Source organism: Candidatus Cloacimonadota bacterium (assembly GCA_034661015.1).
Classification (GTDB): domain Bacteria; phylum Cloacimonadota; class Cloacimonadia; order JGIOTU-2; family JGIOTU-2; genus JAYEKN01.
In genome coordinates, this window is record JAYEKN010000066.1 from 4,247 (window position 1) to 10,913 (window position 6,667).

A 6,667-nucleotide genomic window follows, 5' to 3' on the forward strand; every position below is an offset into this window, starting at 1 on the left:
ATAAAAACAAAACTTGCATATTTTTACAGCTTGTTATCCATCAAAATATTAATATTACTGCTGTAAGAACATCTTTTTAAACCACACATATTGTTAATCTACTGTAATCATATAATTCGGAATAAATACCCAAAATCCTTGACTAAAAACCACAAGGGGTAGGAAAAAGATATATATTAAAAATAATTATTGGGAGAAATAGTGAAGATAAAAATGCAATCTTCCCAAATTCCTGATCCACATGAAGCAAATTTTATAGAACAAAAAATGACAGATTTGCTGGAAAATATGGTTAGTTCCGGCACGTATTTTCATGAAATCAAAATATTATTTGGCGATATTGCCAAAACCTTGACGCTCATTAAGTAAAATATCACGGGTATTTTACTCCAAAAGGAAAACTAATGATAATAAGATTACTTCAAATATTTGGCTCGCTCGGTGTGTTCCTCTATGGAATGAGGGTAATGAGCGATGGACTGCAAAAAGTAGCAGGAGAACGCCTTCAAAAAATATTGCATTATATGACGAAAAATCGTGTGATTGCAGTCATAACCGGTATCATTATAACCGCTTTTATTCAATCCTCTTCCGCCACGACCGTGATGCTGGTCAGTTTTGTAAATGCGGGTTTGCTAACCCTTGTAAAGGCTATCGGCGTGATTATGGGCGCGAATATTGGCACGACCGTAACGACATGGTTGGTATCGCTGGTTGGTTTTAAATTCAAAATTACTGCGATAGCCTTACCAATAGCAGGACTTTCTCTGCCTTTTCTTTTTGCAAAATCCCGCACACTGCGTGATACGGGTGAAATTATCATTGGATTTGCCCTTCTGTTTTTGGGTTTAATGTTTCTGAAAAATTCCGTTCCGGATATCCATAGCAATCCTGAAATTTTGCAATTTGTTCAAAATTACACTGACCTTGGTTTTCTATCCATCATTATTTTTATAGGAATCGGAACTTTTCTGACAATTATTATCCAATCTTCCAGTGCTGCAATGGCAATTACCGTAACACTCGCTTATATGGGATGGATAGATTTCCCGATGGCTGCTGCAATGACTTTGGGAGAAAACATTGGCACGACCGTAACTGCAAATATCGCTGCAATTGGAACAAATTTAAACGCGCGCCGAGCGGCTCGAGCACATTTTTTCTTCAATACTTTAGGAATAATCTGGATACTAATTATTTTTCCATATTTCATTAAATTTATCGAGGGGATTGCCCCTTGGGACTCCGCCGTTAAAGAAAATTTTCCCTTGAATCTTGCTCTTTTTCATTCGGTTTTTAATATTACAAACACATTGATTTTCCTTCCCTTTGTGCCATTGTTTGCAAAATTTATCGAAAAACTTTTCCCACAGAGAAAGCAAGACATTCTTCCGCAACAATACAAATTAAAATATATTTCTGCTAGTGTTCAAGATACTCCCGGGTTGAATATCCTCGAAGCAAAAAATGAAATTATTAAAATGGCCGACGTAACTCACAGAATGTTTACCAGATTTATAAAAGTTTTGACCAATCCCACAAAAGATATGAGTAAACTTGTGAAAATCATTAAGAATAAAGAAGATCTTACCGATCAAATGCAGGTGGAAATTTCCAAATATTTGGTTGATTGCAGTAAAGATGCCGTAAGCAGTGTAGCGAGGGAAAACATCAACGCAATGATGAGAATTGTACATGAATTGGAAAGTGTGGCAGATAGCTGTTATAGACTAATTCTGCTTATTCAAAAGAAATACAATAAAAAAATCATTTTTGCCGAAGTCGCTGTGAATGATGCTTTGGAATATTCAAATTTGATTCTAGAATTCATCAACTTTTATAAGGCGAATATAAATAATGTGGTTCATCTTGCAGAATTGAATCAAGCGTATGAGATGGAAAAAGAGATTGACCTATTTCGTAATAAGTTAAAGAAAAAATCGCGTAAGAGAATTCAGGAAGGTGGAGATGTGAATTCCGAATTGATGTATATTGATCTGCTTCGTTATTTTGAGCATATTGGTGATAATTCGCAAAATATTATTGAGGCTTTGGAGCATATTAAATAGTGTCCATCCGTAAAGTAGGGATTCGACGCAGATGAATGTGATAAACAACATCACGCTGAAAGAACCGATTTTCGCAAGATAAAATTTTTTTATAAAAAGTGTAATATCAGCGTTTATCTGCCGAATCAGTGCTTGCCTTGTGGAATGTTTTTGCATTTATATTCCACTTGTGGTTTTTCTGCGTCGAATCATTTTACCAAAAGATTTTGTATTAACATCCTGAGAACCGGAAAGAAACAGATATCGTAGATGAATTTATTGACTAACAAAATAATAATTAAAATAAAATGAATCCACTTAAAAAAAATCATTTTGCGAAAAATCCAAAAGAAGATCAATTAAAAATAATCATAATCGGCGGAGGTCCAGCTGGGATGATAGCAGCAGGTAGAGCAGCCGAATGCGGGGCAAAGGTTGTCCTGCTCGAAAAGAAAAACAAACTCGGGCTCAAACTTTCCCTTACCGGAAAAGGAAAATGCAACCTCACAAACACCGAACCAAAAATTGCTACTTTCATCGAAAATTACGGTAGGAACGGCAAATTTCTCATAAACGGATTCCACAAATATTTCAATTCGGATTTAATCAAACTGCTAAAAAAACTTGGTTTACAACTTACCGAACAATCGGGAGGACGCATTTATCCCAAATCTATGAATGCGTGGGATGTGGTGGATACATTGAAATTTTATCTGAAAAGAAATAATGTTGAAGTGCAGTTTGAACGTTCTGCAACAGAAATCTTGCATTATAAAAACAAAGTCGGTGGGGTAATTACCTCTGAGGGAGTAATTCTTGCCGACAAAGTTATCCTTGCTGCCGGCGGTGCTTCTTATCCACAAACAGGTTCAGACGGCGACGGATGTAAACTTGCCCGTAAAAGTGGGCATCATATTACCTCCATTTATCCGGCTCTCGTTCCCCTTTGTCTGAAAAATGTACCACCGAAAATTGTGGATCTGCTTTTAAAAAACGTTTCCGTGGCAATATTTTCCGATAAAAAAAAATTAGCCGAGGAATTCGGAGAGTTTTTTTTCACAGAATTCGGAGCGGATGGTTCTATCGCTCTTAAACTAAGCAGAAAATTGAAAACGGAAATAAATCGCAAAAATCTTATTTTAAAAATTGATTTGAAGCCGGCACTTTCCGAAGAGAAATTGCATAATCGAATTATCCGAGAAGCGGATCAACACGGAAAAGAAAAATTTGAATTTCTTCTTGCTCAATTGCTTCCCAGCCAACTAATTGCAGTCGTGGGAAATTTTGCCGGAATTAATCTTGAGAAGCGAATTGCAGAAATATCCAAAAATGAAAGACAAAAATTGGTGGAATGCCTGAAAGGTTTGGAATTTACTCTTTCCGGCACCAGACCTCTGAAAGAAGCAATCGTTACTTCCGGCGGTGTGGATTTGAAGCAGATTGATCCTCAAAACATGGAATCGAAAATCATTTCAGGATTGTTTTTTGCCGGCGAAGTTCTGGATATTGACGGTGATACAGGCGGTTACAATTTGCAGGCAGCATTCACAACCGGATATGTGGCTGGTGAAATGGCTGCCAAAAATATTTCTGATAATGAATAAGATGAACAAAAAAATATGAAACGCAAAAAAGTATGTATAACAGGTGCGAACGGATTTGTAGGAAGTAACCTCACCAAAACTCTTATCAAAATGGATTACGATGTTACCTGCATGGTTCGGAAAACATCCAATCTGGAATCCATCAAAAATCTACCCGTTAAATTCGCTTACATAGATTATGATTCGGTTTCATCAATTCGGCAAGCGTGTTTGGGAGCGGATTTTGTTTTTCATATTGCTGCAAAAGTTAAGGAAATATCAAAAGAGAAATATTTCATTGCAAATGTAGATCTGACAAAAAGAATAATTCGAGCAGTAAACGATCTGCCTTTAAAAAAATTCATCTTTCTCAGTTCCCAAGCCGCAGAAGGTCCGGCAGACAGCAAAAGTAACAAAACCGAAGCTGAATCCTGCAATCCAATTTCATATTATGGCAAAAGCAAACTCGCTGCCGAAAAAATTATCCAAAAATATGCAAAAATCCCTTGGACGATTATCCGTCCGGTTAGCGTTTTCGGACCGAATGATACAGATTTTTTTAATTATTTTAAATTTGTGGAAAAGCACATCGCTCCATACCCGGGCTTGCATGCAAAATGTATCAGCCTGATATTTATAGAAGATCTGGTCGAGCTCCTCATCGCAGCTGCAGAAAGTTCGGAAGCATCTAAACAAATATTTAATGCCGGTGATGGGCAAATTTACTCTCTCGATGATTTTATTGATTCTGTGAAAAATGCAGTAGGCAAGTTCGCTTTAACAATTCATATTCCTTTTTTGCTCATCCGTTTAATCGCTTTTTTAAATGAATTTAAAAAATGTTTTAGCAAAACTCAAGCGACTTTGAATCTTCAAAAAGTTAGGGAAATGAAAGAACAATATTGGCTGTGCAGTATTGAGAAAGCAAAAACCACATTACGTTTCGAGCCAAAATACTCGCTTGATCAGGCTGTAAAAAAAACGTATTTGTGGTATAAGGAGAACAAATGGTTATAATTAGTAAATTCAAGTTCAGCGTAATTTTTTTTATAATTCTCCTTTCTTTTTATGCCACAGTCATCGGCTTTTCTGCTGAAAGTGATTCTGTGCAAAAACCTGATTCGCTTGATAGTTCAGCAGAAATAATCCCTCCTGATTCGACAATTTTTATTGATTCCGTTTTCGTAGATTCCACTTTGATCGATTCCGCTATTTCGACTTCGCCCAATATAGAACTTTTTGACTCTTTGCAAACTTCTATTGTTTCGGACAGCACAGATAGTTTGAAAATTTCGGTTATTCCCCTCCGAGAGGTGCAGGAAAAAGTGCGATCTCTCGAGAATTCTTTTTACACAATTGAAAACAAAACCTTTCGCACGAATTCCTATTTTAGCAGAGGTAACAGATTTTACACGCTTCCCTATCAGAATGACAATTACTCTATCTATAATTTGAAATTGAACAATTTTTATCTTCATAATGCGGATTTACTGGATTTGCTTAATTATTATAATTTGCGAGAAAGTAGGGACACAGAAGAATTTTATCCTATTGAGACAGAATTCCTGGCAACTTTATCAGCATTACATTTCTCCAAAGGTTCTTACAATTTTGAAGAAAAATATGTGAATTTTCATAAAAATAAATTTGCGAATTTGTTCGATCTAAATTTTTTTATGCATAGCGGCAAAGAGCAAACTCCAGCGAATGATCGGTATTTTTTTGACGCCCTTGTTATTCAAATTCAAAAAAAATTTGCAGAATATAAAATCTCATACAATTTTCTAAAACAATTCTCCAACAATAATGTTTTTCCTGCCTCCGAATTTCCTCCTCTAAAAAATGATACTTATACAAATATTTTCGCAACCTCCCTCTTGGATAGCATCCTTACAATTTCTTATATGAATCAAATAGGTAAAAATATTTTGCAAGAACCAGATTCTACGATTAGTAATGAATTTGATTATCAACGCAATCAAATTGCAATCGGTTTTTTCTTGCCTATCCCGAATTACGAGACAGATATTTTGCTTAGAGCGGATAATAATGTTTATGAAAATCAAAGCACGATTACAGATTATTATGGACTTTTTAAGATAAATTCTCCCGGATTTTTCAGCAATTTTTACAAAATGACCATTTATAATGAAGTCCATCATAAAACCCGACCGGACACAACATATATTAATCCGAAGCTCGTTTTTGAAATCCTAATAAACGAAAATTTTTCCTCAAACCTTTCTGTGGGTACGAGAAAAGAAAATATTCAGTATTTGTCCGCACCCGGAAAAATTGATTTACATTTAAGGGAAAACATATTTTTAGATTGTCAGTTTGAATTTTCCAACCATAATATCAATCTTGAACTTACCTCTTATATTAATGAAATCCGTAATGATATGCAATATCATGCATCTTTTGAAATTTCAGAAAAATATACAATTTATGGTGTGAACTTAGCTGGGGAAGTTGATTTTAGTTATCTCACTTTACAAAATAAAATCAAATGTTCTTGCGATTTACAAAAAAAACCGGACGAATTCGTTCTCCGTCCTGATATTCGCGGAAAGCTGTTTTGGAATATCCAAAAATCGCTCGGTTATCACAATTTTGCTTTTGTAAAAACTCAAACAAGCCTAATGCAGAATTATCGAAACTCAAATTTTTATGAAGAACCTATCCAAGTTTTTTTTGATTTTGAATTCGGCTTCAAAATAAATGAGTTCACCATTTCTGCGGTTTTCAAAAACATGACAAATCAGCCCTATTTTATGAGTCCGGAGATGCCAATAAATGGAATCAGTTCAAGTTTTAAAGTCCATTGGAATTTTATAAATTGATGGAAAATGGAGGACAAAAAACGGCATGCGAATACAATTCGTTTACCCCGTTGGATAAATATCCTACGGGGTTTACGAAAGCCGGGAGAACCGGAAGCAGTTCATCCGCCTGTTGGCGGATGAAGAACTCAATATAGATTATGGAAATCTGTCTGTGTCAAAAATTATTATTTAGAGTGCATCCGTAAAGTAG

5 protein-coding genes are annotated in these 6,667 nt (G+C 35.5%); all 5 read left to right on the forward strand.

Going from position 1 to position 6,667, the window contains the following annotated elements:
* Positions 1-201: 201 nt before the first annotated feature.
* The gene (locus tag U9P79_02040) at positions 202-369 is read left to right on the forward strand and encodes a hypothetical protein (GenBank protein ID MEA2103408.1); all 168 of its coding nucleotides are present in this window, start codon (positions 202-204) and stop codon (positions 367-369) included.
* Positions 370-404: 35 nt separating this feature from the next.
* Positions 405-2,069: a Na/Pi cotransporter family protein gene (locus U9P79_02045; GenBank protein MEA2103409.1), complete on the forward strand. Its 1,665-nt coding sequence runs from the start codon at positions 405-407 to the stop codon at positions 2,067-2,069.
* Positions 2,070-2,356: 287 nt separating this feature from the next.
* Complete coding sequence (locus U9P79_02050) at positions 2,357-3,652, forward strand: aminoacetone oxidase family FAD-binding enzyme (GenBank protein ID MEA2103410.1); 1,296 nt, start codon at positions 2,357-2,359, stop codon at positions 3,650-3,652.
* A 15-nt stretch (positions 3,653-3,667) separates the two neighbouring features.
* Positions 3,668-4,648, forward strand: coding sequence for an NAD(P)-dependent oxidoreductase (locus U9P79_02055; protein ID MEA2103411.1), 981 nt, complete (start codon positions 3,668-3,670; stop codon positions 4,646-4,648).
* Positions 4,639-6,474, forward strand: coding sequence for a hypothetical protein (locus U9P79_02060; protein ID MEA2103412.1), 1,836 nt, complete (start codon positions 4,639-4,641; stop codon positions 6,472-6,474). Before U9P79_02055 ends, U9P79_02060 begins: the two co-directional genes overlap by 10 nt.
* Positions 6,475-6,667: the final 193 nt, after the last annotated feature.